General features: G+C 69.3%; 26 protein-coding genes. 18 read left to right on the top strand and 8 right to left on the bottom strand.

What is annotated here, in order from left to right; all coding sequences use genetic code 11:
- Window positions 1-196: 196 nt before the first annotated feature.
- Window positions 197-469, top strand: a complete 273-nt coding sequence (locus tag ABFG95_RS10360; protein ID WP_054415202.1) for a metal/formaldehyde-sensitive transcriptional repressor — start codon at window positions 197-199, stop codon at window positions 467-469.
- 57 nt (window positions 470-526) lie between these two features.
- A complete protein-coding gene (gene dmeF / locus ABFG95_RS10355) occupies window positions 527-1,627 on the top strand; it encodes a CDF family Co(II)/Ni(II) efflux transporter DmeF (protein WP_348995821.1) in 1,101 nt (366 codons plus the stop codon).
- Between the two features lie 18 nt (window positions 1,628-1,645).
- On the opposite strand, the gene ABFG95_RS10350 is transcribed toward dmeF, so the two are convergent.
- Window positions 1,646-1,858, bottom strand: a complete 213-nt coding sequence (locus ABFG95_RS10350) for a hypothetical protein (protein ID WP_348995820.1) — start codon at window positions 1,856-1,858, stop codon at window positions 1,646-1,648.
- Window positions 1,859-2,574: 716 nt separating this feature from the next.
- Between ABFG95_RS10350 and ABFG95_RS10345 the strand changes: the two genes are divergently transcribed.
- The 7 genes from ABFG95_RS10345 to ABFG95_RS10315 all read left to right on the top strand — a co-directional run bounded on the left by ABFG95_RS10345 (window position 2,575) and on the right by ABFG95_RS10315 (window position 8,960).
- The gene (locus ABFG95_RS10345) at window positions 2,575-3,054 is read left to right on the top strand and encodes a VOC family protein (protein WP_348995819.1); all 480 of its coding nucleotides are present in this window, start codon (window positions 2,575-2,577) and stop codon (window positions 3,052-3,054) included.
- Window positions 3,055-3,416: 362 nt separating this feature from the next.
- Complete coding sequence (locus ABFG95_RS10340; RefSeq protein WP_068980855.1) at window positions 3,417-5,186, top strand: thiamine pyrophosphate-requiring protein; 1,770 nt, start codon at window positions 3,417-3,419, stop codon at window positions 5,184-5,186.
- Between the two features lie 86 nt (window positions 5,187-5,272).
- Window positions 5,273-5,578 carry a DUF883 family protein gene (locus tag ABFG95_RS10335; protein WP_049075949.1) on the top strand — a complete coding sequence of 102 codons (306 nt, stop codon included), beginning with the start codon at window positions 5,273-5,275 and terminating at the stop codon, window positions 5,576-5,578.
- Window positions 5,579-5,655: 77 nt separating this feature from the next.
- Window positions 5,656-6,054, top strand: a complete 399-nt coding sequence (locus tag ABFG95_RS10330; protein WP_049075947.1) for a PRC-barrel domain-containing protein — start codon at window positions 5,656-5,658, stop codon at window positions 6,052-6,054.
- 186 nt (window positions 6,055-6,240) lie between these two features.
- Complete coding sequence (locus ABFG95_RS10325; protein ID WP_232734785.1) at window positions 6,241-7,122, top strand: glycosyl transferase; 882 nt, start codon at window positions 6,241-6,243, stop codon at window positions 7,120-7,122.
- 89 nt (window positions 7,123-7,211) lie between these two features.
- Window positions 7,212-7,928, top strand: a complete 717-nt coding sequence (locus ABFG95_RS10320; RefSeq protein ID WP_175144954.1) for a hypothetical protein — start codon at window positions 7,212-7,214, stop codon at window positions 7,926-7,928.
- 264 nt (window positions 7,929-8,192) lie between these two features.
- Complete coding sequence (locus tag ABFG95_RS10315) at window positions 8,193-8,960, top strand: class II aldolase/adducin family protein (protein ID WP_348995818.1); 768 nt, start codon at window positions 8,193-8,195, stop codon at window positions 8,958-8,960.
- Window positions 8,961-9,032: 72 nt separating this feature from the next.
- On the opposite strand, the gene ABFG95_RS10310 is transcribed toward ABFG95_RS10315, so the two are convergent.
- On the bottom strand, window positions 9,033-9,821 hold the full coding sequence (locus ABFG95_RS10310) for a hypothetical protein (RefSeq protein ID WP_348995817.1): 789 nt from the start codon (window positions 9,819-9,821) through the stop codon (window positions 9,033-9,035).
- A gap of 213 nt (window positions 9,822-10,034) precedes the next feature.
- Here ABFG95_RS10310 and ABFG95_RS10305 point away from each other — a divergent pair, with 213 nt between their 5' ends.
- Genes ABFG95_RS10305 through ABFG95_RS10295 form a run of 3 tightly spaced genes read left to right on the top strand, consistent with a single transcriptional unit; the run spans window position 10,035 to window position 12,246 of the window.
- Window positions 10,035-10,910 carry an NAD(P)-dependent oxidoreductase gene (locus ABFG95_RS10305; RefSeq protein ID WP_054500818.1) on the top strand — a complete coding sequence of 292 codons (876 nt, stop codon included), beginning with the start codon at window positions 10,035-10,037 and terminating at the stop codon, window positions 10,908-10,910.
- Window positions 10,911-10,948: 38 nt separating this feature from the next.
- Window positions 10,949-11,398, top strand: coding sequence for an acetyltransferase (locus ABFG95_RS10300; protein ID WP_054415224.1), 450 nt, complete (start codon window positions 10,949-10,951; stop codon window positions 11,396-11,398).
- Window positions 11,395-12,246, top strand: a complete 852-nt coding sequence (locus tag ABFG95_RS10295) for an alpha/beta hydrolase (protein WP_175144960.1) — start codon at window positions 11,395-11,397, stop codon at window positions 12,244-12,246. The genes ABFG95_RS10300 and ABFG95_RS10295 overlap by 4 nt, the downstream gene beginning before the upstream one ends.
- 91 nt (window positions 12,247-12,337) lie before the next feature.
- On the opposite strand, the gene ABFG95_RS10290 is transcribed toward ABFG95_RS10295, so the two are convergent.
- Entirely contained in the window at window positions 12,338-14,656 is a 2,319-nt protein-coding gene (locus tag ABFG95_RS10290; RefSeq protein WP_348995816.1) for a molybdopterin-dependent oxidoreductase, read from the bottom strand.
- 235 nt (window positions 14,657-14,891) lie between these two features.
- On the opposite strand from ABFG95_RS10290, the gene ABFG95_RS10285 reads away from it, so the two are divergent.
- Both ABFG95_RS10285 and ABFG95_RS10280 read left to right on the top strand, forming a co-directional pair.
- Window positions 14,892-15,827 carry a 4-hydroxy-tetrahydrodipicolinate synthase gene (locus ABFG95_RS10285; RefSeq protein WP_054415230.1) on the top strand — a complete coding sequence of 312 codons (936 nt, stop codon included), beginning with the start codon at window positions 14,892-14,894 and terminating at the stop codon, window positions 15,825-15,827.
- Between the two features lie 137 nt (window positions 15,828-15,964).
- Window positions 15,965-16,972, top strand: coding sequence for a tripartite tricarboxylate transporter substrate binding protein (locus tag ABFG95_RS10280; protein ID WP_054415233.1), 1,008 nt, complete (start codon window positions 15,965-15,967; stop codon window positions 16,970-16,972).
- A 44-nt stretch (window positions 16,973-17,016) separates the two neighbouring features.
- On the opposite strand, the gene ABFG95_RS10275 is transcribed toward ABFG95_RS10280, so the two are convergent.
- The gene (locus ABFG95_RS10275) at window positions 17,017-18,219 is read right to left on the bottom strand and encodes an MFS transporter (RefSeq protein WP_348995815.1); all 1,203 of its coding nucleotides are present in this window, start codon (window positions 18,217-18,219) and stop codon (window positions 17,017-17,019) included.
- A 93-nt stretch (window positions 18,220-18,312) separates the two neighbouring features.
- On the opposite strand from ABFG95_RS10275, the gene ABFG95_RS10270 reads away from it, so the two are divergent.
- Both ABFG95_RS10270 and ABFG95_RS10265 read left to right on the top strand, forming a co-directional pair.
- Window positions 18,313-19,266, top strand: a complete 954-nt coding sequence (locus ABFG95_RS10270) for an AraC family transcriptional regulator (RefSeq protein WP_348995814.1) — start codon at window positions 18,313-18,315, stop codon at window positions 19,264-19,266.
- A 119-nt stretch (window positions 19,267-19,385) separates the two neighbouring features.
- Window positions 19,386-20,642, top strand: coding sequence for an MFS transporter (locus tag ABFG95_RS10265; RefSeq protein WP_059272503.1), 1,257 nt, complete (start codon window positions 19,386-19,388; stop codon window positions 20,640-20,642).
- Window positions 20,643-20,693: 51 nt separating this feature from the next.
- On the opposite strand, the gene ABFG95_RS10260 is transcribed toward ABFG95_RS10265, so the two are convergent.
- The 4 genes from ABFG95_RS10260 to ABFG95_RS10245 all read right to left on the bottom strand — a co-directional run bounded on the left by ABFG95_RS10260 (window position 20,694) and on the right by ABFG95_RS10245 (window position 23,138).
- Entirely contained in the window at window positions 20,694-21,299 is a 606-nt protein-coding gene (locus ABFG95_RS10260; RefSeq protein ID WP_049075926.1) for an ATP-dependent Clp protease proteolytic subunit, read from the bottom strand.
- Window positions 21,300-21,337: 38 nt separating this feature from the next.
- Entirely contained in the window at window positions 21,338-21,697 is a 360-nt protein-coding gene (locus ABFG95_RS10255) for an SRPBCC domain-containing protein (RefSeq protein ID WP_348995813.1), read from the bottom strand.
- Window positions 21,694-22,008 (bottom strand): metalloregulator ArsR/SmtB family transcription factor, encoded by a 315-nt coding sequence (locus ABFG95_RS10250; RefSeq protein ID WP_049075922.1) that lies wholly within the window; start codon window positions 22,006-22,008, stop codon window positions 21,694-21,696. Before ABFG95_RS10250 ends, ABFG95_RS10255 begins: the two co-directional genes overlap by 4 nt.
- Window positions 22,009-22,082: 74 nt before the next feature.
- Window positions 22,083-23,138: a diguanylate cyclase gene (locus ABFG95_RS10245; protein ID WP_348995812.1), complete on the bottom strand. Its 1,056-nt coding sequence runs from the start codon at window positions 23,136-23,138 to the stop codon at window positions 22,083-22,085.
- 264 nt (window positions 23,139-23,402) lie between these two features.
- Between ABFG95_RS10245 and ABFG95_RS10240 the strand changes: the two genes are divergently transcribed.
- Both ABFG95_RS10240 and ABFG95_RS10235 read left to right on the top strand, forming a co-directional pair.
- A complete protein-coding gene (locus tag ABFG95_RS10240; RefSeq protein WP_100507458.1) occupies window positions 23,403-25,247 on the top strand; it encodes a methyl-accepting chemotaxis protein in 1,845 nt (614 codons plus the stop codon).
- A gap of 423 nt (window positions 25,248-25,670) precedes the next feature.
- Window positions 25,671-26,099, top strand: coding sequence for a tripartite tricarboxylate transporter TctB family protein (locus ABFG95_RS10235; RefSeq protein WP_049075918.1), 429 nt, complete (start codon window positions 25,671-25,673; stop codon window positions 26,097-26,099).
- Window positions 26,100-26,112: the final 13 nt, after the last annotated feature.

The raw sequence follows: 26,112 nt of genomic DNA, 5'->3' as shown, positions 1-26,112 counted from the left end.
TCATTTCAGCCTGAATCGGATAGAAGCACCATTCCACTGCCGGCCGTCTCGCCACGCGGCGCCGGGGTATCCGTGGGCTTTCGGGCCGGGACGGCTTGCCTTCGTCCGCTTTTCGGGGGCGGTGGCAGGGGCATTCCTTTTGCGTCGCGGTATTTATAATATAGTCCCCTAGACTATATTCAGGCATTCATCCGCCATGGCCCACACCATCCGCCAGAAAGAAAAACTCATCGCCCGCGTGCGCCGCATCCGCGGCCAGCTCGATGGGCTGGAACGCGCGCTGGAGGCCGAGACGCCCTGCGGCGAGGTATTGCGCCAACTGGCTTCCGCGCGCGGCGCGCTCAGCGGCCTGACCGCCGAGGTGATGCAGGGGCATCTGGACGAGCACGTGGTGCACGCGCCGTCCGAATCCGAGCGGGTCCAGGCGGCGCGGGAAATGATGGATGTCATCCGGGCCTACATGAAATAACGGCCCGCCGGCGCCGGGCCGTCGGTCACGGGCCTGGCGGGCAGCAGGAGCAACCCCATGAATCATTCCCCATCCCACGATCATGTCTTTCTGGGCCAGGACCACCGGCGCAACGAGCGTCGGGTGTGGTGGGTCATTGCCCTGACCGCCAGCATGATGGCCATCGAGATCGTTGCCGGCAATATCTACGGATCGATGGCGCTGGTGGCCGACGGCTGGCACATGTCGACGCACGCCGGCGCGATGCTGATCACCGCGCTCGCCTACGGTTATGCGCGCCGTCAGGCCCGCAATCCGCGCTTCACGTTCGGCACCGGCAAGCTGGGCGAACTGGCCGGATTCGCCAGCGCCATCGTGCTGGCGCTGATCGCCCTGATCATCGGCTGGGAAAGCCTGGCGCGGCTGGTCGATCCGGTGCCCATTCGTTTCGACCAGGCCATCGCCATCGCGGTCGCCGGGCTGCTGGTCAACCTGGTATCGGCCTGGCTGCTGAAGGATGACCATGGCCATGCGCACGGCCATGGCGGCCATGGGCATGGTCACGCGGGGCACGGGCATGACCATGATCATGGCCGTCTTGTCCGTGGCGCCCATGATCGAGGCCATCATGGCCACGACCACGGCCATAACCACGACCACAGCCACAACCACGACCACAACCACGACCACAACCACGACCACAACCACAACCACGGCCACGCGCCAGCCGCCGGTCATGGCCACCCCGCGCGCGTTCGTGACAACAACCTGCGTTCCGCCTACATCCATGTGCTGGCCGATGCCCTGACCTCGGTGCTCGCCATCGCGGCCTTGCTGCTAGGCCGCAGCTACGGCTGGCTATGGGCCGATCCGGCGATGGGCGTGGTCGGCGCGCTGGTCATCGCGCGCTGGTCGTGGGGCCTGATCCGCGACTCGGGCACCGTGCTGCTCGACGCCACGCCGCAGAGCGGGAAAATGCGGCGCGACATCGAACAGGCCCTGGATGCCGGCGACGGCGAGATTGCCGACCTGCATGTGTGGCAGGTGGGGCCGGGCCACTACGCGGCCATCGTGTCGCTGGTCACGCGCCATCCGCGCGACAGCGCGTTCTACAAGGCCAAGCTGGCGCATATCGCCGGCCTGTCGCACCTGACGGTCGAGACGCAGGCCAGTCCCTGAACGAGACGGCCCGCGCGCTCAGTCGCAGGCGCCGGCGTCGCGCAGGGCCGGATCGACGCAGCGGCCCCAGGCCTTGGCATCCTGCGCCGTGACGGGTAGGAAGCGGGTCATGTCGTGCACATACAGGAATACCCGCCCCGGCGTCTCGCGCAGTGCCCGGTGGAACGGCGCAATCTGCCCCGCGTCCAGCACGACCCGGCCCTGGGCATTGCTGAGCCCTTTGAGCAGCACGGTCTGTACCTTGGAATCCCACGACGGCAGGCCATCGCCCTAGACGGTGTCGGTCGGCATGGCCTACGCGATCATCGCGCCGTCCCGGTCGGGATCGGGACGCGAGCGGTAGACCGCGCGGGTCGTGCCATCGGCGTTCAAGCGCTGCACCCGCGCGGAACACGGCCGTGACGCGGCCTTGGCCGTCGCGGCTGACGCAAGCCTGCTGCAGCGCGCTCTTGCCACTGCGCGCCGACGTGAATTCGGCGTAGGCCATCAGCCGGCCCTGGGCATCATAGGCGAGCCGGTAGCCGCCATCCTCGACCTGGCGTCCACGCACCGGCCGGTAGTGGTCGATGCGGCACAGCCGGCCGTCGGCGTCGCGCTGCAACACGGTCGCGCCGGGCTCGCCGGCGCGGCTGGCGTAGACGCTCCAGTCCACCGCGTCGGGCCAGCGAGGGGGAAGACATGCCGGTGAACTCCTGGGGAGGACGGGATGCCCCGGATTATGCGCAGAGCGGCGAAGGTCTGTCACCCCGGGGGGAGGATCGCCGCCGTTGGGGCGCTTGAGATGCGCCAACGCTTCGTAACGACTGTGCGCCGGGGCCGGCGTTATGCTCGACCGGGCAGCATTCTTCATTGAGCAGGGCGCGGACCTGGCGAGCGCTATAGCCGTATAGGGTTCGCGCGTTGCCTGCTTCGTTTCGCGTTTCGCTTCTCATCGCAGGAGACCGATGATGATCAGCAAGAATACGATTTGCCTCTGGTACGACCGTGACGCGCTGGACGCGGCGCGGTTCTACGCACAGACCTTTCCCGAGAGCACCGTGGGCCGCGTGATGCATGCGCCCGCCGACTATCCGTCGGGGCGCGAAGGCGATGTGCTGACCGTGGAATTCACGGTGGCCGGGATTCCCTGTCTCGGCCTGAACGGCGGCCCCGGCATCCAGCACAACCAGGCCTTCTCGTTCCAGATCGCCACCGACGACCAGGCCGAGACCGACCGCTTGTGGAATGCGATCGTCGGCAACGGCGGCTCGGAAAATGTCTGTGGCTGGTGCCAGGACAAATGGGGCCTGTCCTGGCAGATCACGCCGCGCGTGCTGACCGAGGCGCTGGTGGCGCCGGACCGCGCCGCCGCCAGGCGCGCCTTCGAAGCCATGATGCGGATGGGCAAGATCGACGTGGCCGGAATCGAGGCGGCTTTGCGCGGTTGAGCCGGGGCGCGGCTCCGGCGGCGCGCCATCGCGCTCATTGCGCTGATGAGTGAACCCGCGGTAGCGCATCACGGCTTCCGTTAGGAAGACGTTCCGCCCATACGCCTGGTACGAGGCGGTGGAACGCCACGAGTCCGGTGGCGGCGCTTTCGCCGAGCATGCGTTGCAGTCGCCGGACCCGCGCAACGCGGTCAGGCCATTGCTCCTGTCCCTCGAACTTCGGGCGCCGCAAGGCGCCCGTGTCGTTGTTGCCGCCCGTTGTAAATGCCGCCTGCGGCTGCGCGGCATGCGCCGGGCGGGCCGCCCGGGCACGCCAGTTGCGCACGGCGTAATCCACCTGTGCAGACAGAAGGAGCAACGCCATGCAAACCGTATCCGACTTCATGCTGGACCGTCTCGGCCAATGGGGCGTGCAACGCGTGTTCGGCTATCCCGGCGACGGCATCAATGGATTGATTGGCGCTTTCGGGCGCAACGACACGTTGGAATTCGTGCAGACGCGGCACGAGGAAGGCGCCGCCTTCATGGCCTGCGCGCATGCAAAGTTCACCGGGCAGGTGGGCGTGTGCCTGGCGACCTCCGGCCCGGGCGCCATCCACCTGCTCAACGGGCTGTACGACGCCAAGCTGGATCACCAGCCGGTGGTGGCCATCGTCGGCCAGCAGGCGCGCAGCGCGCTGGGCGGCGACTACCAGCAGGAAGTGGACCTGGTGAATCTGTTCAAGGACGTGGCGCATGAGTTCGTGCACATGGTGACTTCGCCGGTGCAGGCGCGCCACATGGTCGACCGCGCCATGCGCATCGCCATGGAGCGGCGCAGCGTCACCTGCCTGATCGTGCCGAACGATGTGCAGGACCTGGAGGCGGTGCCGGTGCCGCCGCGCGAACACGGCACCGTGCGCACCGGCATCGGCGTCACCTCGCACGCGGCGGTGCCGCCCGTCGCCGCGCTGGCCAATGCCGCCGACATCCTCAATCGCGGCGAGCGGGTGGCGATGCTGGTGGGCGCGGGCGCCCTGTCCGCCGGCAACGAAGTGCGCGCGGTGGCCGAGCGCCTGGGGGCCGGCGTGGCCAAGGCGCTGCTGGGCAAGGCGGTGCTGCCGGACGCGCTGCCCTACGTCACGGGCGCCATTGGGCTGCTGGGCACCCAGCCAAGCTGGGAAATGATGAACGATTGCGACACCTTGTTGATGGTGGGCACGTCCTTTCCGTACGCGGAATTCCTGCCCAGGGAAGGCCAGGCCCGCGCCGTGCAGATCGACGTGGACGGCCGCCAGTTGAGCCTGCGCTATCCGGTGGAGGTCGGGCTGGTGGGCGATGCCAGGCTGACGCTCGACGCGTTGCTGCCCCTGCTTGAACCGAAGGCGGAAAACCCGTGGCGCGAACAGATCGAGAAGTCAGTGCGGCGCTGGCGCGAAACGGTGCGGGCCCGCGCCCTGGTCGATGCCACGCCGGTCAACCCGCAGCGCCCGTTCCTGGAGCTGTCCAGCCGCCTGCCGCCGCACAGCATCGTCACCTGCGACTCGGGTTCGGCCGCCAACTGGTATGCGCGCGACGTTCAGCTGGACGAAGGCATGATGGCCTCGGTATCCGGGGGGCTTGCCAGCATGGGCTGCGGCGTGCCTTACGCGGTGGCCGCCAAGCTTGCGTATCCGGCGCGTCCGGTGATCGCGCTGGTGGGCGACGGCGCGATGCAGATGCTGGGCATCAACGAACTCATCACCATCGCGCACCGCTGGAAGGACTGGAGCGATCCAACCCTGGTGGTGCTGGTGTTGAACAACGGCGACCTGAACCTGGTGACATGGGAGCAGCGCGTGATGGGCGGCGATCCGCGCTTTGCCGACTCGCAGTGGCTGCCGCAATTCTCTTACGCGGACTACGCCCGCCTGCTGGGCCTGGAGGGTATCCGCGTGACCTCGCCCGACGAGGTGGGACCGGCCTGGGACCGGGCCCTGTCGGCCGGACGGCCGGCGGTGCTGGAAGTGGTAACCGACCCGGAAATGCCGCCGCTGCCGCCGCACGTGTCGATGAAGCAATTCGGCGCCTACATGGCGGCCTTGCGCAAGGAGACCGGCGCCGCGGGCAGCGCCGCGTTGCGCGCCACCATCAAACAGTGGTGGGCAGGCTGACAGGGGCCGTGGCACGCGGCTTGCTGAAAGGACTGGGTCCGGGCTCGCAGCGCGGCTGGCGCGGACGTTTTTTTCAAGGAGGTGTCATGGCTACACAGAACGGCAACGGCACGTTGCGGGACCTGATTTCGGGAACCGAGAACCTGCTGCGCAGCACGGCCAGCTACGGTGGCGCGGAGATCGAAGCGGCGCGCGATCGCCTCAAGCAGCAACTCGATGCCGCGCGCGCCGAGGCGCGCGGTTGGGAGAAGCACGCGTGGCGGCGCGCCCGGGAAGTCTCGGCGGCCACCGACGGGTATGTGCACGAGAACGCCTGGAAGAGCATCGCCGGCGCCGTGCTGGTGGGCGCGCTGGCGGGCGCGTGCCTGATGTCGGAAGCCCGGCGCCGCTGAGGGCGGCCTCACTCGTCATTCACAACGATTCATCCTTCAACGACAGACAGCGGGAACAGTCCCGCAGGAGAAACGCGATGGAACAGCAAGCGAATATCGTCGGCGGTCCGAAGTCCAAGGCACTGGGCCCCGGCCCGGAGGTCATGGCCGCCAATACGCTGGAAGGCAACGATGTCTACAACGGCGCCGGCGAGAGCCTGGGGGACATCAAGGCCATCATGATCGACGTGCCGCGCGGCCGCGTGGCCTATGCGGTGCTGGCGCGCGGCGGCGTGCTGGGAATGGGCGAAAAGCTGTTCGCCATTCCCTGGGCGGCGCTGACGCTGGATACGGACCGCAAGTGCTTCGTGCTCAACGTCGACAAGGAGACGCTCAAGAACGCGCCGGGGTTCGACAAGGACAACTGGCCGAGCATGGCCGACGAGACCTGGGCGCGTGAGCTGCACAAGTACTACAACCAGGACATCTACTGGTAGCAACGGGCCGGCGCCCCGCGCGTCCGGCGTGTCCTGGCGGCCGGCGGCCTGCGCGTCCCTGCGCGGGCGGGCCGGCCGCGAGCCGAGCGGCCCGATGCGGAAAGCATCGCGCCCGGGGTAAAGTCCGATTACAATTCAGCAATTATTCAGGTTGGGCGGCCCGAGGCCCCGACCCCATTGCCAGGGATGACGACACAGATGCGCGACGCCATCAGGATTTTCGTGGGCTGCGACCCGAACGATTGCGACCTCGAACAGATGATGGTGCTGGACTACAGCGCCCGCAAGCATGCCTCGCGGCCGGTCGAGATCACCTGGATGCGTCTGTCGCGCGACCCGGCCAGCCCCTGGTATTGCGATCCCGAACGCGGTCGCGGCTGGCGTACCGAGAAATGGTCGACGCCGTTCTCCGCCTTCCGCTGGGCGGTGCCGGCCGCCGCCGGCTTCGAGGGCCGCGCCCTGTACATGGACGCCGACATGCTGGTGCTGTGCGACCTGGCCGAGATCTGGGACCTGCCCTTCGAAGGCGAGGCCATCGTCGCCGGCCGCCGCGACGGCGATGGCTGGCGGTCGTGCGTGGCGCTGTGGGATTGCGCCCGCGCCCGCGACCACCTGCCGGCGCTTGATGCGTTGCGCGCCAAGCGTCACGCCAACCGCGAAATGAAGCACTATTTCGCCGCGCGGCCGCAATTGGTGCGGCACCTGGACGCGCGCTACAACAGCATCGACGGCGAAGGCCTGGCGCCCGACGAGATCGGCATCCTGCATTATTCCGACATGGGCACGCAGTTCTCGCACCGCTACGCCATGCCGCGCCTGCGCGACGAAGGCAGGCGCCACTGGTTCGACGGCGAGGTGGTGGCGCATGCGCGCACCGACCTGGCCGAACTGTTCGACCGCTACTACCAGGAAGCGCTGGCCGCTGGCCACAGGCCCGACGACTACCGCGGCAGCATGCCGTTCGGCGAGGTGGTCAAGGCCTCGCAGAAGGACTACACCGGCAACCGGCCGCGAGCGCCGCGCCGCTCCTGGATACAGCGGCTCTGGGCCGGCGCGGTCGGCGGCTGAATCCGGCCCCTGCCGGGCGGGGCGGCCGGTCTGGCGGGCGGGCCGGGTTCCGGCGGCGTCGCGCGGCGGCTTTGGGCTTTAATAGCGGCATGTCCCGCGTTCCCCTCATCTCGTATTTCGCCAGCGGCGATGCCTTGCGCAGCCGCGGCGTCGGCGTCGCCACGCCGACCGCCACCCTGGCCCTGCCCGCGCCGCCCGCGCGCCTGCTGGCCGACTGGACGCGCGAGATCGATACCCGCCTGCAACTGGAGCCGGGCGATGTCGAGCAGATGCCGTTGGCGCGCGCCATCGTGCGCTGGCCCGACTATGGCGCCTGCGTGCGGGCCATGCGCGACTGGACCGCGGCGCTCGGCCTGGGCGATGCGCTGGACACGGGCGACATCGCCCTGATGGCTTGCCGCGGCGCCCGCTACCATCATGACGGCAACCAGTACGGCGGCGCCGCCTTCTGCAACCTGTTCCTGAGCGAGGACAAGGGCCTGGATCTGGTTTTCGCCCAGACCGGCCGGCGCATCGCCCTGACGCGCGGCACCGCCGTGTTGTTCGATACCTGCCAGCCGCATGGCGTGGTGCCGCGCGGCGCCAGCGTTTTCGACGCCGCCGACTTCGCGGACGGCCGCGATCTGTCGCAGGTATTCCTGACATGGGAACTGCCGATCGAGGACGCCCGCGTGGCGGGCGCGCTGGGCATCGACTTCGACGTCGATGCCGCCGGCGCGGCGCGGCTGGACGCGGAACAGGTGCGCCGTGGCGACGCGCGCCAATGCGTGCGGCCGGACAGCGGCCAGTGGACCGACGCGGACTGACAGCCGCTCGCCGCGCGGCCCGCGCAGCCCGCTCGGGCGCTTGACGGGCACTTAGCGGCCCCCGGCCAGGCACGTCGCGCCCGGACCGCCCCGCGGGAGCCGGGCGCGACATTCAGGACCGCCGCGCGCCCCTGTTGCACAGTGCGGACGCTTGCCTGGCCGGCGCCGCCGCGGGCGCGTAAACCGAATACATTACCGAACACATTGTGCAACAAGCTCCCGCGCCGCGCCGGTGACGGGAGAACATCAGGCAAGGGAGACGAGATGGATACGGCAGGCAAAGTGGGCGGCGGTGTGCGCGAGCGCGTCAGCGCCACGGAATGGCAGGTGCGCAAAGACCTGGCGGCGTTGTACCGGCTGGTGGCGCTGTTCGGCTGGGACGACCTGATCTTCACGCACATCACCGCCAAGGTGCCGGGCACCGAGCATTTCCTCATCAACCCCTACGGCATGATGTTCGACGAGATCACGGCCTCCAGCCTGGTCAAGATCGACCTGCACGGACGCAAGGTGATGGACTCGGAATACGACATCAATCCGGCCGGCTTCACCATCCACAGCTGTATCCATGCGGCCCGCAAGGACGCCATGTGCGTGCTGCACACGCACTCCATCAACGGCGTGGCGGTGTCGGCGCAGAAGGAAGGCCTGCTGCCGCTGTCGCAGTTCGCGTTCATCGTGCTGCGTTCGCTCGGCTATCACGACTACGAGGGCCTGGCGCTCAATCCCGAAGAGCAGCCGCGGCTGGTGCGCGACCTGGGCAGCAACAACTACCTGATCCTGCGCAACCATGGCCTGTTGACGGTGGGGCAGAGCATGGCCGAAGCGTTCCAGGCCATGCACCGGCTGGAAGCGGCCTGCATGGTGCAGGTGCGGGCGCAGGCCGGCGGCGGAGAACTGACCTTCATCCCGCCCGAGGTGCTGGCCCGCGCTGCGGTGGAATCCCCGGCCGACCGCGCCCACAAGGCCGCGCTGGCCTGGCCGGGGCTGCTGCGCCGGCTGGACCGGCGCAATCCGGGCTACGCCGACTGACGACCCCAGCGGTCCGCCGCGTCCCGCCGGTGCGGCGGGGCGGGCGCGGCCAGGGTGGCCAAGGCCCGCGCCTTATTTCTTCTCGGGCCGCGGTTCCAGGAACTCGGCGCAGTCCGGCACCGGCGTGGCCGGCTGGTAGACCGAGCCGTCTGCCTTCCACTTGTAGGTCACCGTGTAGCTGCACTGCTTGTCGGCCTGCGGTTGCAGTTGCGCGGCCGTCGGCGCGGGCCGCTTGCTCGAATCGGCGTAGCGGCTGGCGTCGGCCGGGCTGCGCGTGGCCTGGGTGGTGACCTGCAGGTCCGGGTACGGCTGCTGGCTGGGCAGGGCCTTCACCGTGGCGTCATAGCGGTAATAGTCCATGCAGTTGCCTTCGCGGCGTTTCTCGTCCGCCTCGTTGGCGCAGGCGCGGATGCCGGCCTTGGCGCTGTACGGCAACAATTGCACCAGGCTCGACGACTTGTCTCCCAGGTCGACCACGAACAGGTACAGGTCGCGGCGCGAGAAGCTGCCGCCGGGGAACTGGATTTCCTCCTTGTAGTCGGGCTCGTTGGGACCGATCACGCCCACCAGGGCGCGTTCCTCGCTCAGCCGGATCAGGTGCGGCCAGACCGTGAAGCGCGAGAAGTTCGGGATGTCGGGCAGGTCCCAGATGCGGTAGTCGGCGCGCAGCGTGCGGCTGGTGGCGAACGGGCCGTTTTCCTCGAAGCTGCCATCGACCTTGATGCCGACGCACCAGTCGGCCTGTTCGTTGCAGTACAGCTTGTTGCGCGGATCGAGCTTCAGTGCCTCGACATCGGGCTGGGCGGCGGTGGCCAGGGTGGGCAGGGCAGCGCAGAGCAGCAGGGCTAGGGCTTTGTTCATCGGGGTTCCTGGTGAGACGGCGGACGGATGCCGGCGCATTGTGGCCCGAAATCCCCGGCGGAGCGTCTCCAATTGTGTAAAACGCTGCAAAAAACATCGGCGCGGTTGAGCGCGGCGGGGCGAGGCAGAGGCGGGCGTGCCGGGCATGTCTTATCATCGGAGCGGAAATCAAGGCGACGCTGACTCGCCCCTGAACGTATATCGGAGACTCATATGGATATCGGATTCATCGGCCTGGGCGTCATGGGCACGCCGATGGCGCTCAATCTGGCCCGGGCCGGCACGCCGCTGGTGGTCTGGAGCCGTTCCCCCGGCGGCTACGACGCGCTGCGCGCCGCGGGCGCGCGCGTGGCCGACAGTGCCGGCCAGGTCTACGCGCAATGCCGCACCGTCATCCTGATGCTCGCCAACGACGCGGCCATCGACACGGTGCTGGCGCGCGGCACGGACGACTTCGCCGCGCGCGTGCGCGACCACGTGATCGTCAATATGGGCACCACATCTGCCGACTTTTCGCGCCAACTGGGCGCGGACATCGAGGCGGCCGGCGGGCGCTACGTCGAGGCGCCGGTGTCGGGCTCGCGCAAGCCGGCCGAAGCCGGGCAACTGGTGGTGATGCTGGCCGGCCACGACGACGACGTCGCCGCCGTGCGCGAACTGGTGCGGCCGCTGTGCCGCGACAGTTTCGTCTGTGGCGCGGTGCCGTCCGCGCTGGTCATGAAGCTGTCGGTCAATCTGTTCCTGATCACCATGGTCACGGGCCTGACCGAGTCGGTGCATTTCGCCGAGCGTCACGGCATTGACCTGGCCCTGTTCGCCGAGGTGCTGAACGCCGGACCGATGGCCAGCGACGTGTCGCGCGTCAAGCTGGGCAAGCTGGTGACGCAGGACTTTTCCGTACAGGCGGCGATCACCGACGTGCTCAAGAACAGCCGGCTGGTGGCCGAGGCCGCGCGCGGCGCCGGCATCGCTTCGCCGCTGCTGGACGCCAGCCATGCGCTGTACGGCGAGACCGAGGCCCAGGGCCTGGGCGCGTCCGACATGGTGGCGGTGATCCGCGCCATCGAACGGCGCACCGACGCGGGCTGACAGCCGCCAACCTTTCTTCTTTTTTTTCCGTAGCACCCATGATTACCCTGAGAACCTCCACCCCCGCGGACGGCGAACGCGTCGTCGACATCTGGCGCCGCGCCGTCGATGCCACCCACGACTTCCTGTCGCCGCAGGACCGCCATGACATCGAGGCCGAGGTGGTGGGCTTCCTGCCCGCCGCCACGCTCGATCTGGCCGTGGATGCGAACGACCGCGCGCTGGCGTTCATGCTGCTCGACGGCGGCCACATGGAAGCGCTGTTCGTCGACCCCGCAGCGCGCGGCACGGGCGTCGGGCGCGCGCTGGTCGAGGACGCGCTGCGGCGCCATCCCGGCCTGAGCACCGACGTCAACGAGCAGAACGCGCAGGCGATCGGCTTCTATGAACGGCTGGGCTTCGAGCGCACCGGGCGTTCCGAGCGCGATGGCCAGGGACGGGCCTATCCGCTGATCCATCTGCGTCATCGCGGCGACGCGCCGGCATGAGCCCGGTCTTCAAGTCCGAGCGCCACGCCGAAGCCGTGCGCCAGGCCTATGCCGCCGCGCTGGCCCATTGGCCGGCCGATGTGCGGCGGGTGATGGTGCCGACGCCGGCTGGCGACACCCATGTGCTGGTGTGCGGCCGCGAGGACGCGCCGCCGCTGGTGCTGCTGCATGGCGCGCAGAGCACGGCCGCCAGTTGGCAGCGGCAGGCCGCGGCCTGGGCGCCGCATTTCCGCATTTACGCAATCGACCTGATCGGCGAGGCCGGCCCGAGCGCGCCGGCGCGGCTGCCGCTGGCGAGCGATGCGCACGCGGCCTGGCTGGAGGCCGTGCTCGACGGCCTGGGCGTGGCGCGCGCGGCGTGCTTCGGCATTTCGCTGGGCGCGTGGCTGGCGCTGGACTTCGCCGTGCGGCGGCCGGCGCGGGTCGAGCGGCTGGCGCTGTTGTGCCCGTCCGGCATCGGCCGCCAGAAGAACATCCTGCCGTGGGTCCTGCCATTGTTGCTGCTGGGGCCCGCCGGCCGCGCGCTGGTGCGTCGCCGCATCATCGGGCCGCTGCCGGCCGATCCGGCGCCCGCCGACCGTGCCCAGTTCGCGTTGATGCACGCCATCGACCGCGGCTTCCGCTCGCGCTTCGGCGCCATTCCGGTTTTCGGCGACGAGGCGCTGCGTCAGCTGGCGCAGCCGCTGTTCGTGGCGGTGGGCGGGCGCGATGTGATGCTCGATTCGCAAGAGACCTGCGAACGGTTGCGCCGCCTGGCGCCGCGCGCGCAGGTGACGCTGTTGCCGCGCGAACGCCATTTCATCCGCGGGCAGAACGACGCGGTGCTGGCGTTCCTGCGGGCGGCCTAGGGCCTGTTCACACGACAAGGCGCCTCGCACACGCCGGCAATCGGGCGCCAGGCCGGTGCGGTCGCGCGGCAATGGGAGCGCGATTGCGCCGTCAGCGTGGCGCGCCCGAGGTCTCCGGTTGCAGCGCTGGCGGCTCGAAGGCCCGCATCGCGGGCGCCTCACCGTGCCAGCGTTCCACCTGCACCAGCGCCGATAGCGCGCTCGGGCCCTGCGCCAGCCGCGACGTGCCCACGTCCACCGTCAGCACGTTGGGGTTGCCATGACGCTCCAGCGCGTCGTCCTGCGGATCGAACCAGGCGCCGGTCGGCATCACCACCACGCCGCGCAGCAGGTCGGCGCTGAGTTGCGCGCCGCCGAGGCAGGCGCCGCGATCATTGAAAAGGCGCACCACATCCCCCTGCGCGATGCCGCGCTCGGCGGCGTCGTCGGGATGCAGCAGCACCGCCTCGCGCCCGGCGACCTTGTTGGCGCGGGTGGCCGGCGCCGGGTCGAGCTGCGAGTGCAGCCGGTCGGCGGGCTGGCAGGTGACCAGGTGCAGCGGCCAGCGCGCGGCGCGCTCGGCGCCCAGCCATTCCACCGGCGGCAGCCAGGCCGGATGCGGCGGACAGTCGTCGTAGCCGAATTCGGCGATGGCCGCGCTGTGCAGTTCGAGCCGGCCGGAGCGGGTCTTGAGCGGATGCGCGGCGGGGTTTTCACGGAACTGCTCGAACAGCACGAAGTCGCGCGCCGGCGGCGGCAGCGCGACGTGGCCGCGTTCCCAGAATTCGTCGAAGGCCGGCAGCGTCAGTTGCGCCGCTTCCCAGGCCGGCCGCATCTGTTCGTAGATGTGGCGGATCCAGGTCATTTCGTCGCGGCCTTCGGTGAAGGCGTGCTCGAAGCCGCCGCGCGCGGCCAGCTCGCGGTAGATGTCGAAGTCGTTGCGGCTGTGGCCCACCGGCGCCAGCGCCTGCCGCATCGCCAGCAGGTAACGGTCGCGCGACGAGCCGCCGATGTCGTTGCGTTCCAGCGTGGTGGTGGCGGGCAGCACGATGTCGGCGCGGCGCGCGGTCGGCGTCCACCAGGGCTCGTGCACGATGATGGTCTCGGGCCGGGCCCAGGCCCGCATCAGCCGGTTCAGGTCCTGGTGGTGATGGAACGGATTGCCGCCGGCCCAGTAGACCAGGCGGATGTCCGGATAGATGCCGGTCCTGCCGTTGAACTCGTAGGGCTCGCCCGGCCGCAGCAGCATGTCGGTCAGGCGTGCCACCGGGATCGAGGCGCCAGCCGGATTGCGGCCGGCGCGCATCTCCGGCGCGGGCAGGTCGGGACGCGGATTGCCGGCCCCGTTCATCGAACCATGGCCGAAGGCGAAGCCGCCGCCGGGCAGGCCGATCTGGCCCAGCAGGGCGGCCAGCGCCACGCTGCCCCAGTAAGGCTGTTCGCCGCGATGGCCGCGTTGCAGCGACCACGAACACGACAGTAGCGTGCGGGTGCCGGCCGCGTCCCGCGCCAGCGCGCGGATGGTATCGGCCGGCACGCCGCAGATGCGCGCGGCCCAGGCAGCGTCCTTGGGTTGGCCGTCGGCGCGGCCCAGCAGGTAGTCGGCGTACTGCTCGAAGCCATTGCAGCAGCGCGCCAGGAAGTCGCGGTCGTGGCGGCCCTCGGCCAGCAGGGTGTGGGCCATGCCCAGCATCATCGCGGCGTCGGTGTTGGGACGGATGGGGATCCATTCGGCCGCCAGCGCCACCGGCGCGTCGCCGCGCGTGGGGCTGACCACGACGGTGCGCATGCCGGCCTGGCGCGCCCGCGCCAGCCAGCCGGGGGCGCTGTGGTCGCCCGCGCCGCCCGAGGCGATCTGGGTGTTGCGCAGCGGGATGCCGCCAAAGGCGATCAGCAGCCGGGTGTGCCCGACCACGCTGTTCCAGTCCGTGATGCGGCCGGTCACGGGGGCATAGGTGCCGATGATGTGCGGCAGCAGGAATTGCGCCGCGCCCCAGCTGTAGTTGCCCGACTGGTCGACGCAGCCGCCGCCGGCGTACAGGAAGCGGTGTGTCAGCGTGCGGGCGTGGTGCAGGCGGCCGGCGGAAGACCAGCCATACGAGCCGCCGAAGATAGCGGTCGGCCCATGCCGGGCGCGCACCCGTTGTAGTTCATCGTGCACCAGCCCCAGCGCGGTGTCCCAGTCGACCTCCACGTAACCGTCCACGCCGCGCAGCTCGGGCGCGCCGCGATGCTTGAGCCAGCTGGCGCGCACGGCGGGGCGGGCGATGCGCAGCGGCGAATGCACCATGTCGGGCATCGCATGGATAAGCGGGGACGGGGCCTGGTCATGGACGAACGGCTCGCAGCCCACGACACGGCCGTCGCGCACCAGCGCGGTGTACGCGCCCCAGTGGGACAGGGACGGATAACGGGAGATCGCTTCGGACATGCGGGCGGCGCCGTGAAAAGCGTATTGTCATGGAAATCCTCATAACTTAAACGCATTGCCTTAGAAATTCTTTGTCTTTCGGGCCCCTCGAAAGTGTGGAAAATAGAAAAATTTTCGGGGCCGCTCTTCCTATACTGCAAAAGCAGCAAGGGGAATGGCCAGGCGCGGGCGCCAACCATCGCGCGCCAGCCTGGCCTTATTTGATTGAGCAGTCCATCCGCATGTGGAGCAGGTCATGAGCAAAATGAAAATCCAGGGGTCCTTCGTCGCCATCGTCACGCCGTTCAATCGCGACGGCAGCGTCGATTTCAGCGCCTTCCGCAGTCTGTTGAAGTTCCAGGAAGACAACGGCACCGCCGCCGTGCTGATCATGGGCTCCACGGGTGAGGTCTCGATGCTGTCGCCCGAAGAGCGGCGCCAGGTGATCGTCGAGACGGCCAAGATGAAGACCGGCAAGATGAAGCTGTTCTACGGCTGCACCGGCAACAACACCGACTCCACCATCGACTACCTGAAGTTCGCGCACGCCAATGGCGCTGACGGCGCGATCCTGGCCGCGCCCGCCTACATCTGCGCGTCCGAGGCCGACACCGAAGCCTATTTCCTTGAAGTGGCCGACGCCACCGACCTGCCCCTGGGCATCTACAACAACCCGCCGCGGGTCAAGAGCGACCTGCACTGGGACCAGCTGCTGCGCATCTTCAAGCACCCCAACTACGTGGTGCACAAGGAATCGACCACCCGCGTCGGCCAGGTGGCGCAGGTGCTGCGCGGCCGTCCCGACGTGTCGGTGATGTGCTGCGACTCGCCCAACCTGGGCCTGGTCGTCCCCACCATGAGCCTGGGCGGCCACGGCACCGCCAACATGACCGGCAACATCGCGCCCGCGGAGATGGCCGACATCTCGCGCCCGTGGGACACGCCGGACGTGTCGGTCAGCTTCCGCGAAGGCTACCTGGGCCTGCTGCCGATGCTGCACTACTCGTACTCGGCCATCAACCCGGTCGCCATCAAGTCGCTGATGAAGGCGGTGGGCCTGCCGGTCGGAGACCTGCGCCGACCGCTGCGCGGCCTGGAGGGCGACGCACTGGCCAAGGGCCTGCGCATCGTGCGCGAGCTGGGGCTGGACGCCAAGTACGGCTTCAGTTCCGCCCAGCTCAAGGCGGCCTGATTCCCCTGTTCCGGCGGCAATAGCCGCCGGATGCATATTGACGATCCACGACATGGCGGCCGCGAGCGTCGCGGCCGGTGGCGTGGTCGGCCCCTGCGCGTCCGGAATGGACGCGCCATCGCCTAGAGAGACCCATCATGTTCCGTTCCCCGTCCCGCCCCGCGCCGCTCAAGCGGCTGCTCAGCGCCGCCCTGCTGGCGGTGGGCGTCGTGTCAGGCGCCGCCGCGCTGGCCGACGACAACTATCCGCAGCGCCCGATCACCCTGGTGGTGCCGCACCCGCCCGGCGGCTCCGTCGACGGCGTGGCGCGCCTGTATGCCGAACAGCTGGGCAAGGAGCTGGGCCAGTCGATCGTGGTGGAAAACCGCGCCGGCGCCTCGGGCATGATCGGGGCGGCCTACGTCGCGCGGGCCGCGCCGGACGGCTACACGCTGTACCTGAACGCGTCCATCCACGCCATCAATCCGCTGCTGTACAAGAAGACCATCAAGTTTGATTCGGTCAAGGATTTCACGCCGATCAGCGAGCTGGCGCAGGGCGCGCTGATCTTCAGCGTCTATCCCAAGGTGCCGGCCGAGAACGTGGGCGACCTGGTCAAACTGCTCAAGGCCGAACCGCAGAAGTACTCCTTCGCCACTTCCGGCTTCGGCTCGGCCGGGCACCTGGCCGCGGCCTCGTTCCTGCATGACAACGGCCTGGACCAGATCCCCATCGTCCTCTATCGCGGCGGCGGTCCGGCGCTGTCCGATCTGGTCGGCGGCCAGGTGCAGGGCCTGATCGATCCGATGCTGTCGTCGCTGCCGATGGTGCGGGCTGGCAAGCTCAAGGCGCTGGCCGTGACCGGCGCCGCGCGCAGTCCGCTGCTGCCCGATCTTGCCACCATGAAGGAGCAGGGCCAGAAGAACTTCGAGTTCTATTCCTGGTATGGCGTGTGGGGGCCGGCCAAGCTGCCGGAGCCGGTACTGCGCAAGCTGGAGGCGGCCTCGGCCAAGGTGATGGCCAACCCCAGGATCGTCGACCAGCTCAATGGCCTGGGCTTTGAACCGTCGGTCAAGAACTCGGCGGCCTTCGCCAGGTTCATCGACGCCGAGATGAAGCGCTACCAGGTCATCATCGACCAGGCCAACATCCACATTACCGAATGATGCGAACCCATTGACCAGGCCCCCCGCCGCGGGGGGCCGTGGCGTCATGGCGCGGCCACGCGCGGCTTGAGCGTCGCGGCCAGCGCCACCAGCAGCAACAGGCTGGCGGCCACCACATAAGGCATCCAGGGGCGCACGCCATACAGCAGCGTGCATACCAGCGGCGCCACCACCATCGCCATGCCCTGCACCGCGATCACCGAGCCGGCGGCGATGCCTTGCTCGTCGGCGGTCACGGCATTGGCCGCCAAGGTCTGGATCGAGGGGAACACCAGGCCCATGCCGGCCGCCATGACGGCGTAGCACGCCACCAGCCCCGCGGTGCCGCCCAGCGCCGGCACCAGCAGGAAGCCGATGCCCGACAGCAGCGCGCCGCCCGCCAGGCAGCGCGCCGCGTTCATCCGGCGCGCCTTGGCCAGCTCCACCTGCACCAGGATCAGCATGACGCCGACGGTGGTCATGGCCCAGCCCGCCGTTCGCGCGGCCGGGCCGGGCGCCTGGCGCAGCGCGTCCATGGCGTAGAAGCCGACGATCATCTGCGCGGTGATGACCGCGCTCATGGCCAGCAGCATCGCGGCCAGCGGCAGGCGCAGCCGGCGGTCGCTCAGCTTGAGCGGCGGCGTGGCGCGCGGCTCGTGCGCGGCGTCGGACGGCAGCTTCGCGGCCAGCCACAGCGTGCCCAGCAGCGGCAGCGCGGCGGCGATGTACAGCGGCAGCGTCAGGCTGTCCTTGACCAGCAGGCCGCCGATGGCCGGCCCCAGCACCATGCCCAGGCCGTTGGCCGCGCCCAGCTTGGCCATCATGGCGCCGCGTTGCTCCGGCGCGGTGATGTCGGCGATGCGAGCCGCGCTGACGGTGGGCATGGCGGCGTAGAAGGCGCCGATCAGGGCGCGCAACGCCATCAGCGCCAGCAGCGCCAGCCAGACCGGCGGCGGCTCGCGCAGCATCAGGTCCAGGCCGATGGCCAGCAGCAGGTAACTGGCGATGTAGCCGGCGGCGGCGCGCAGCAGCACGCCGCGGCGGCCGATGCGGTCGCTGCGGCCGCCCCAGTAGCGCGCCATCAGCATCCACAGCACGCCGGCCACGGTGACCACCAGGCCGCCATGCCATTCGGCCAGCCGCAGGCCGCGCACCACCGGGCCGATCACGGGCATGAAGGCCATGATTGCGGTCAGGCACAAGGTGTTGAAGACGAACAGGGCGGCGGCCTCGTTCGGGCGGCGGGCGGTGTCTGGCAAAGGCGGCATGGAAAATTTGATGCGGATGAAAATTGTTATCATCCAGGCCAGGCGGCGGCCGCGCTAGCGAATCCGCGCCGGAAATTGCGGAATTGGAACAAAATGGCCTCTCAGCCCCGTCCTGCCCCGGACCGCCGCGCACCCCTTACGGCGCAGGACCTGCTGCGCCTGCTGCCGCCGGATTGGCTCAGGATCCGCACCCAGCACGAGCTGCCGGGCGGCATCTCGATCGGCTGCCTCGACGGCCGACCCGAGTCCGACTGGGCCGCCAGCGGCGCCGCCGAATCCAGCGTCGGCGTGGCGATCGTGCTGGAAGGGCAGTTCGGGGTGGGCTTCGAGGGCGGCGCGGCTCTGCGCATCCAGCCGGGCAGCGTCATCCTGCACGGCACGGCCGAGCCGGTGCCGGGATGGGACGAATTCAAGGGCCGCCACAATATCCGCGCCGTCGACATCCGTTTTTTCAGCGACACCGTGCGCGCCCTGTGGCGGCGCACCTGGCGGCAGGTGCCGCCCGCCGCGTTCGCGGCCGACGGCAGCGTGCCGGCGCGTGACGCGCAGTTGGCGACGCTGCCGCTGTGGCCGGGACTGGCGCGCGTGGCCGGCGAGATCCTGGCCTGGAACCAGGACCGTGGCGAGATCGCCGCGCTGTATCTGCAAGGCAAGGCCCAGGAGGCCCTGGCCCTGACCCTGGCGCACCTGGCCGGCCGCGCCGCGGCCGACTTGCCGCCGCCGGCCGACCGCAAGCGGCTGGCCGAGGCCCACCGCCGCATCCAGCACGAATACGCCGATTGCCGCGGCGTGCGGCAGCTGGCGCACGCCGTGGGCCTGAGCGAAAAGCGGCTGCAGGCCGGCTTCATGTCGCTCTACGGGCAATCAGTGCACGGCTGCCTGCTGCAAGCGCGGATGGAGGCCGCCGCCGGCCTGTTGCGGCGCGGCTGCTCGGTTACCGAAACCGCCTACAGCATCGGCTTTTCCAGCCTCAGCCATTTCATCAAGGCCTTCAAGGCGCATCGCGGCGCCACCCCCAAGGCCTGGCTGCGCGGCGCCGCGCGATAGCCGCGCCCGGTGGGGGGTAGCGGCAATACCGGTATCGCGGCTGGCCTTGCTGCGCGCGGCGAGGCTGGCAACAATCGCGCTTTCACCATTCACGCCCGAACGCCACAAGGCCCGCTGCCATGACATCGCCCACATCCCCGGAACCCGCCGACGCGGCCGCGCCCGCCGAGAACATCCACTGGCGGCGCAATCTGGCCGTCTGTTTCGCCGGTTCGTTCAGCACCATCGTGGCAATGACGCTGCTGCTGCCGTTCCTGCCGCTGTATGTGGAAGAGCTGGGCGTGCAGGGCCATGCCGCCATCGTGCAATGGTCCGGCGTGGCCTATGGCGCCACCTTCTTCGCCGCGGCGCTGGTGGCGCCGCTGTGGGGCCGGCTGGGCGACCGCTACGGGCGCAAGCTGATGCTGGTGCGCGCTTCGTTCGGCATGGCGATCTGCATGTCGCTGACCGGCATGGTGCAGAACGTGTGGCAGCTGGTGCTGCTGCGCTTGCTGGTGGGCCTGGCCGGCGGCTATGCCTCGGGCTCGACCATCCTGGTGGCGATGCAGGCGCCCAAGGCGCGTTCGGGTTGGGCGCTGGGCGTGCTGTCGGCCGGCATCATGGCGGGCAACCTGGTGGGCCCGCTGATCGGGGGCGGGCTGCCGCCGCTGATCGGCATCCGCGCCACCTTCCTGCTGGCCGGCGGCGTGATCTTCCTGGCCTTCCTGGCCACCGTGTTCCTGATCAAGGAGATGCCGCGTCCGGCCAAGCCCGCCCGATCGGATGGCAAGCGGCGCGGCGGCTGGGCGCAGATTCCCGACAAGCGGCCGGTGGCCGCGATGCTGGCGACCGGCATGCTGCTGATGTTCGCCACCATGTCGATCGAACCGATCATCACGGTCTACGTGGGTCAGCTGGTGGACGACCCGGCCCGTGTCACCCTGGTGTCGGGCGTGGTGATGTCGGCGGCGGCGCTGGGCGCCATCCTGTCGGCGTCGCGATTGGGCCGGCTGGCCGACCGGGTCGGCCACTGGACGGTGATCATCGGCGCGCTGGCGGTGGCCGCGCTGCTGCTGGTGCCGCAGGCCTTCGTCACCGCCGGCTGGCAACTGGTGGCGCTGCGCTTCCTGATGGGACTGGCGCTGGGCGGGCTGCTGCCATGCGTGACCAGCGTGATTCGCCACAATGTGCCCGACGGCGTGGGCGGCAACGTGCTGGGCATGTCGATCTCGGCGCAGTATGCCGGCCAGGTGGCCGGGCCGCTGCTGGGCGGCTTCATCGGCGGCCATTTCGGCATGCCGGCGGTATTCCTGGGCACCGCGGTGCTGCTGGCGCTGGGGGCGCTGGCCAACGGCGTGCTGCGGGCGCGCCACCAGCGCGCGCTGGCCGAGGCCTAGTGCGCGGCCGTCACGCCGATGGCGCGACGGCGCGGGCCGCGCATGGCCGCCTCAGAAGCCGGCCGAGCGCGCATCCATGACGTGGTCGATCAAGCCCCATTCGACCGCTTCCTCGGCGCTCATGTAGCGGTCACGGTCCAGGCTGCGCTCGACGTCCTCGTAGCTGCGGCCGCAGTGTTCGGCGTACAGGCGGATGATGCGTTGCTTGGTGCGCTGCATTTCCTCGGCATGGATCAGCATGTCCGAGGCCTGCCCCTGGAAGCCGCCCAGCGGCTGGTGCACGTGCAGGCTGGCGTTGGCCAGCGCGGCGCGCTTGCCGGGTTCGCCCGCCATCAGCAGGAACGAGCCCATCGAACGCGCCGTGCCCATGCACAGCGTATGCACCGGCGACTTGATGAACTGCATGGTGTCGTACATGGCCAGGCCGCTGGTGATGACGCCGCCGGGCGAATTGATGTACAGGTGGATCGGCTTGCCGGGGTTCTCGGCTTCCAGGAACAGCAGCTGCGCGCACACCAGGGCCGACACGGCGTCGTTGACCTCGCCGCTCAGGAAGATGATGCGTTCGCGCAGCAGCCGCGAATAGATGTCGAAAGAACGTTCGCCGCGGCCGGACTGTTCCACCACCATCGGGACGAGCTGCATCGTTTCGCTCATGGGCGAACTCCTGTCTTGCGTGAAAGAGGGACCGGGGGTCAGGCGGCGAGCTTGAAGCCGGACCAGGAATCGTTGGCCGCCCGCGGCAGCGGTTGCGCCAGCCGCGCGTCATCGGGCGTGTGGACGATGGTCAGGCGGGTGCCGCCGTCGGCGTTGGGGCTGAGCTGGAACGTGACCACGCTTTCCAGGCAGGGCGGCAGCGTCTCGCGCATGCGGTAGCGGATTTCGACGCCCGGGGTGGCGGCCAGCGGCTCGGGGTCGGCCAGCGCGCCGTCCGGCAGCCATTGCTCGCGCAGGGCGGGAACGCTGATCGCGCGCCAGACTTTCTCGGGCGGCGCATCCAGGTCGTAATCGAGCACCAGCGCGGTGTCCTGCGGGGCGGGGGCCGTCGGGGTCATTGGTCCATGTCCTTGAGCAGTGTCTTCAGGGCGTCGACGCGCGCCGGCCACCAGGCGCGGTACTTGGACAGCCACCCGGCGAGCAGCGCCAGCCCGTCCGGGTCGACCTGATAGTTGACGAAGCGTCCCTGGCGTTCCTCGCGCACCAGCCGCGCCTGGCGCAGCACCGCCAGGTGCTGCGAAACCGCCGGCTGGCTGATGTCCAGGCCTTCGCGCAGCGCGCTGGCGTTCATGGCGCCCGCCGCCAGCTTGTCGAACAGCGCGCGGCGGGTGGGGTCGGCCAGGGCCTTGAAGATGTCGTTTTCGATCATGGCAACACATTAGCAAACGCTTATGTGTTGTGCAAGCCCTGACCGGGCAGTGCTTGCGCGCGCCGCCGCCCCTCTCAGTGGATGGTGCGGGACCCCTTGCGGGCGCGCTTGACCTCGTACATGCGGGCGTCGGCCAGGCGCACCGCTTCCTCGGCCGTCAGGCCGCGCGGGTCCAGCGCCACCACGCCGACGCTGGCGCCCTCATACGCCAGGGCCGCCTCGCCGAGCTGGAAGCGGCCCACGGTGGCGGCGGTGGCGCGGTCCTCCAGCGACCGGGCGGCCTCTTCGGCGTCGCCGCGTTCGGCCTCGTGCCCCGGCGCCGCGTCGCCGCGCGCCAGCGCGGGGCCGGGCCCGATCAGCACGAACTCGTCCCCGCCCAGTCGGCCCACCATGTCGGAGGCGCGCAGCGCCATCGCCAGGCGCCGCGCGATTTCCCGCAGGAAGACATCGCCCTGCTGATGGCCATGGGTATCGTTGATGCCCTTGAAGCCGTCCAGGTCGACCATGCCCACCAGCACGCTGCCGCCTTCGCGCAGGGCGCGGCCGCGCAGGCGGTCCAGTTCCTCGTACAAGGCGCGGCGGTTGGGCAGGCCGGTCAGCGGATCGGTCAGGGCGAAGGCCATCAACTTGGCGTTGGCATCGCGCAACTGCGCGACAAGTTGTTCGCGTTCGATGAAGTTGGCGATCACGCTGGAGAACAGCCGCAGGATCGATTCGGCCTGGGGCGCGATCGCGCGCTGGCTGGCGCTGGCGCCGCACAGGGTGCCCAGCAAGAGGCCGTCGTCGGTGCGGATCGGCGCGCTGACGTAGGTCTGGATGCCGAGCTGGCGGGCCGCGTCGGAGTCGGGCCAGCAGGCGCCGACGTCGCTGGTGGCCATGCGGCCCTCCGCCAGCGCGCGCTTGCACAGGGTGTCCGCCCACGGCACCGACAGGCCTTCGGCGATTTGCAGCGTGCCGGCATTGCGCGCGTAACGCACGTGCTGCAGGGCGGCGTCCAGGTCGATCGACGTGAGGTAGGTGGACTCCAGGCCGGTCACGGCCCCGAGCATGTCCAGGAGGGGGCGCGTCAACTGTTCGACCGATTTGGCGGCCTGCAGCGACGCCGAAAGTTCGGCGAGTATCGGGTCCAACGAAAGCTCCCTGCGTATCACTGTGGCGATGCCGCTCCCGCGCGTCCAGGCGCGTCGTCGCATGCCCGGGCCGCGGCCCGGCCCAACCCCGATTATGCCTTGCCAGGATGGCGGCAACGCCTGTCTTGCGCGGGCGCGTGTCCGGGCCGGTCGCCCGGCCTAAAGTCCCTAGCGGCATTGCCGTAAGCCTGGGTGGCGCGGAGCTTATCGCGTACCTGGATACCCGTGCCCTCCGGCCCGGGCAGTTGCAGTAAGAAGACAAGCATGAAAATCACCTCGTTGCGCAACAGGATCCTGTTGATCACCTGTTTCACCGTCATCGGCGCCCTGGCGCTTTCGGGCATCGCGATCTATCACATCGTGCGCGACAACATGATGGCCACCATCTCCGCGGACCTGGACGCCATCGCCGCCGGCAACGCCAGCGCCATCGACCGCTGGTCGGCGGACAAGGCCCAGGCCGTGTCCGCCACCGCCGCCGTGGTCGAGAAGGGCGACCCGCGCGGCCTGACCCGGCTCATGGGCGAGACCAACGGCTTTCCCATCACCAGCATCGGCTGGAGCGACAAGAGTTACTTTTCGACCGCGCAGACGCCGCCCGACTACGACCCCACGGCGCGCCCCTGGTACAAGAGCGCCGTGGCCGCCGGCAAGCTGACCGTCACCAAGCCCTATGGCGATTCGGGCACCGGCAAGCCGTACGTGGCGTTCACCGCGCCGATCGTGCGCAACGGCCAGACCACCGGCGCCATCAGCGGCGCGGTGGCGCTGGACGGCATCAAGGACGTCATCAAGGCCATCCGCCCCACGCCCGCCAGCACCGCGTTCGTGCTGGCCAGCGACGGCCAGGTGATCTCGCACGTCGATGACAAGCTGGCGCTCAAACCCTCGACCGACGTGGCCGCCGGCCTCACGCCGGCCGCGCTGGCCGAAATGGCGCGCGACGGCGCCGCGCCGATGGCGCTGAGCCTGGGCGGCGTTCCCAAGCTGCTCAAGGCCCGCCGCATCCCCGGCACCGACTGGTTCCTGGTGATCGCGCTGGACGAGGCCGAGGCCACCGCCGGCCTGTCGCAGGTGTTCAACGCCACGCTGGTCTCGCTGGTGGTGCTGACGCTGGTGGCGGTGCTGCTGGCCAGCGTGGTGACCTCGCGCGCCTTCAAGCGTCTGTCGGCGGTGCGCGACGCGATGGACACCATCGGCTCCGGCAACGGCGACATGACGCACCGGCTGGCGGTGGTGGGCCATGACGAAGTGGCGCAGATCTCGTCGTCGTTCAATGCGTTTGTCGACAAGATCAGCCACGTGATGCTGGATGTGCGCAGCGGCGTGCATTCCATGACCTCGGCCACGCGCGAGATCGAGATGGGCAACCGCGACCTGTCGCAGCGCACCGAAGTGTCGGCCGGCTCGTTGCAGGAAACGTCGTCGGCGCTGACCGAGCTGACCTCCAGCGTGCGCCAGACCGAAGAGGCCGCCGAGCACGCCACCCGCCTGGCGACCGAGGCCAGCCTGGCGGCCGAGCGCGGCGGCCAGGTGGTGACCGATGCCGTCACCACCATGGGCGCGATCGCGCAATCGTCCGAGCGCATCACCGAGATCATCAGCGTGATCGACGGTATTGCCTTCCAGACCAACATCCTGGCGCTGAACGCGGCGGTGGAAGCCGCGCGCGCCGGCGAGCAGGGCCGCGGCTTTGCCGTGGTGGCGGGCGAGGTGCGCACGCTGGCGCAGCGCAGCGCCGCCTCGGCGCAGGAAATCCGCGCGCTGATCCAGGCCTCGGTGCAGAACGTCAAGAGCGGCACCGAGCGGGTGCAGGCCGCCGGCTCGACCATGAACGAGATCGTCGAAGGCGTGTCGCGCGTTCAGAAACTTGTCAGTGAGATCCACGGCGCCATGGCCGAGCAGAGCGTGGGCATCAGCCAGATCGACCGCAGCGTGTCCGAGATGGACCAGGCCACGCAGCAGAACGCGGCGCTGGTGGAGCAGTCGGCCGCGGCCTCGGCCATGCTGAGCGACCAGGCCGGCGCGCTGGCCGGCACCGTGGCCCTGTTCAAACTGCGGGAGGACTCGCAAGCCGCCGCGCCCCGAATGGCCGCGCTGCCCGCCTGAGCAGGCCCTGCGCTTTCCGGCGGCGCCTGCCGCCGGATGCCGCCGCGCCACGCCGCGTATGTCGCGGCGCCTGCCGGCCGCCATGCCGACGCCCGCCTCGTGCCGCGTCGGTTTTTTTTCGCCCTTCGCGCCGTGCCGAGATTGGCGATAACCCGGGGTGTTGCCGCCGGCCGCTTTCAGTTTGACATCAATTCAGGAAACAGTCAGCTGAAAGCCGCGAGCACTACGGGAAAGCGATAAGTGTTTGACGCGTTTCGCCACAAAAAGCGAAAGCGGATTGGAAGTGTCGCTCTCTACTATCTGCCGACCCGTCCGCAGCACCGAAATTTTCAGCGGCAAGACAGGCGGGAAAGCCAGGCCGATTGCAAGGATCGGCTGGAGAAAAACAAGCGAGAAAGCGCATTGCCTGGGAGGGCGCGTCGTATGTACTTAAGCAATAGAAACTTCGTTGCGGGGCTCTTCATGATCGCCTTCGCCCTGTTGTTCGGGCTGGCGGCATTGAAGTATCAATTGGGGACTTTCAGCCGGTCGGGGCCTGGCCTGTTCCCGCTCATGGTCAGCTCGCTGCTGGGCGTGATCGGGGTGATCTCGGTGGTGCGTTCGCGCTTCGTGCCGCCCGTGCCGCTGAGCTACAGCATCAAGAACATCGCCATCATCATGCTGAGCCTGTGCGGCTTCGCGGTGGTGTCCGGCCTGATCAACATGATCGTCGGCATCGTCTTCCTGGTGTTCTGCTCCACCTTGGCGGGCACCTCGTATTCGCTGGTGCGCAACGTCAAGATCTCGCTGGGCCTGATCGCGGTGGCGTTCGCCTTCCGCAACCTGCTCGGCCTGAACCTGCCGCTGTTCTGAGGGGAGAGACGCC

The organism is Achromobacter sp. HNDS-1 (assembly GCF_040084795.1).
Lineage (GTDB): Bacteria > Pseudomonadota > Gammaproteobacteria > Burkholderiales > Burkholderiaceae_B > Achromobacter > Achromobacter ruhlandii.
This window is presented reverse-complemented; position numbering and strand designations above follow the sequence as displayed.